The sequence below is a fragment of the Streptomyces reniochalinae genome (genome assembly GCF_003323735.1).
GTDB lineage: Bacteria > Actinomycetota > Actinomycetes > Streptomycetales > Streptomycetaceae > Streptomyces > Streptomyces reniochalinae.
The window spans coordinates 1-679 of record NZ_QOIM01000007.1 but is presented as its reverse complement, the minus strand read 5'-3'; the positions used below and the strand labels follow the sequence as shown (position 1 = coordinate 679).

Here is a 679-nt window from a genome sequence, read left to right as displayed (position 1 = left end):
CCAGCGACTGGTTGACGTGGTGCGGTCGTGCGAAGTCCTGTGCGAAGAACCAGTGTTGGATCGGTGTCAGTGGGACGGGGCCGGTGACCAGGTCTTGTTCGGCCTGTATCTGCGGGGCGTCCTGGTGTTCGACCACTGGTGCCAGCTCGGCGATCGTCTGGTGGCGGAAGAGCTGTTTGACGGTGAAGTACAGGCCCTGTTGCTTGGCCCGGAAGATCATTTGGAGGCTGAGGATGGAGTCGCCGCCGAGCGAGAAGAAGTTGTCGTGCACGCCCACCGGGTGGGTGGTGCCGAGGACCGTCTGCCAGATGTGTGCGAGCTGTTCTTCCACCGGGGTACGCGGCGCCACGTGCTCCTGCTCCGCGACCGCGTGCTCCTGCCACGACAGCGCGGCCAGAGCCTTACGGTCGACCTTGTCGCTGGCGTTGAGCGGCATGCTCTCCAGCGGCACGACGATGCCGGGGACCATGTAGTGCGGCAGCCGTTCGCCGAGGAACGACTGGAGAGTCTCGGTTGCCACTGTCTGGCGGAAGACCGCGTAGGCGATCAGCCGCTTGGCCGCGCCGTCCTGGTCGAGCAGCACGGCGGCGTGCCGCACGTCGGGGTGCTGGGCCAGCGCGGACTCGATCTCGCCCAGCTCGACCCTGAAGCCGCGGATCTTCACCTGGTCGTCGGCGCG

Annotated in this window: 1 protein-coding gene; it reads right to left on the bottom strand. The window is 66.7% G+C overall.

The features are described from left to right. On the bottom strand, positions 1-679 hold a 679-nt coding region (locus DQ392_RS00030), incomplete at both ends, for a phosphopantetheine-binding protein (protein WP_245980975.1).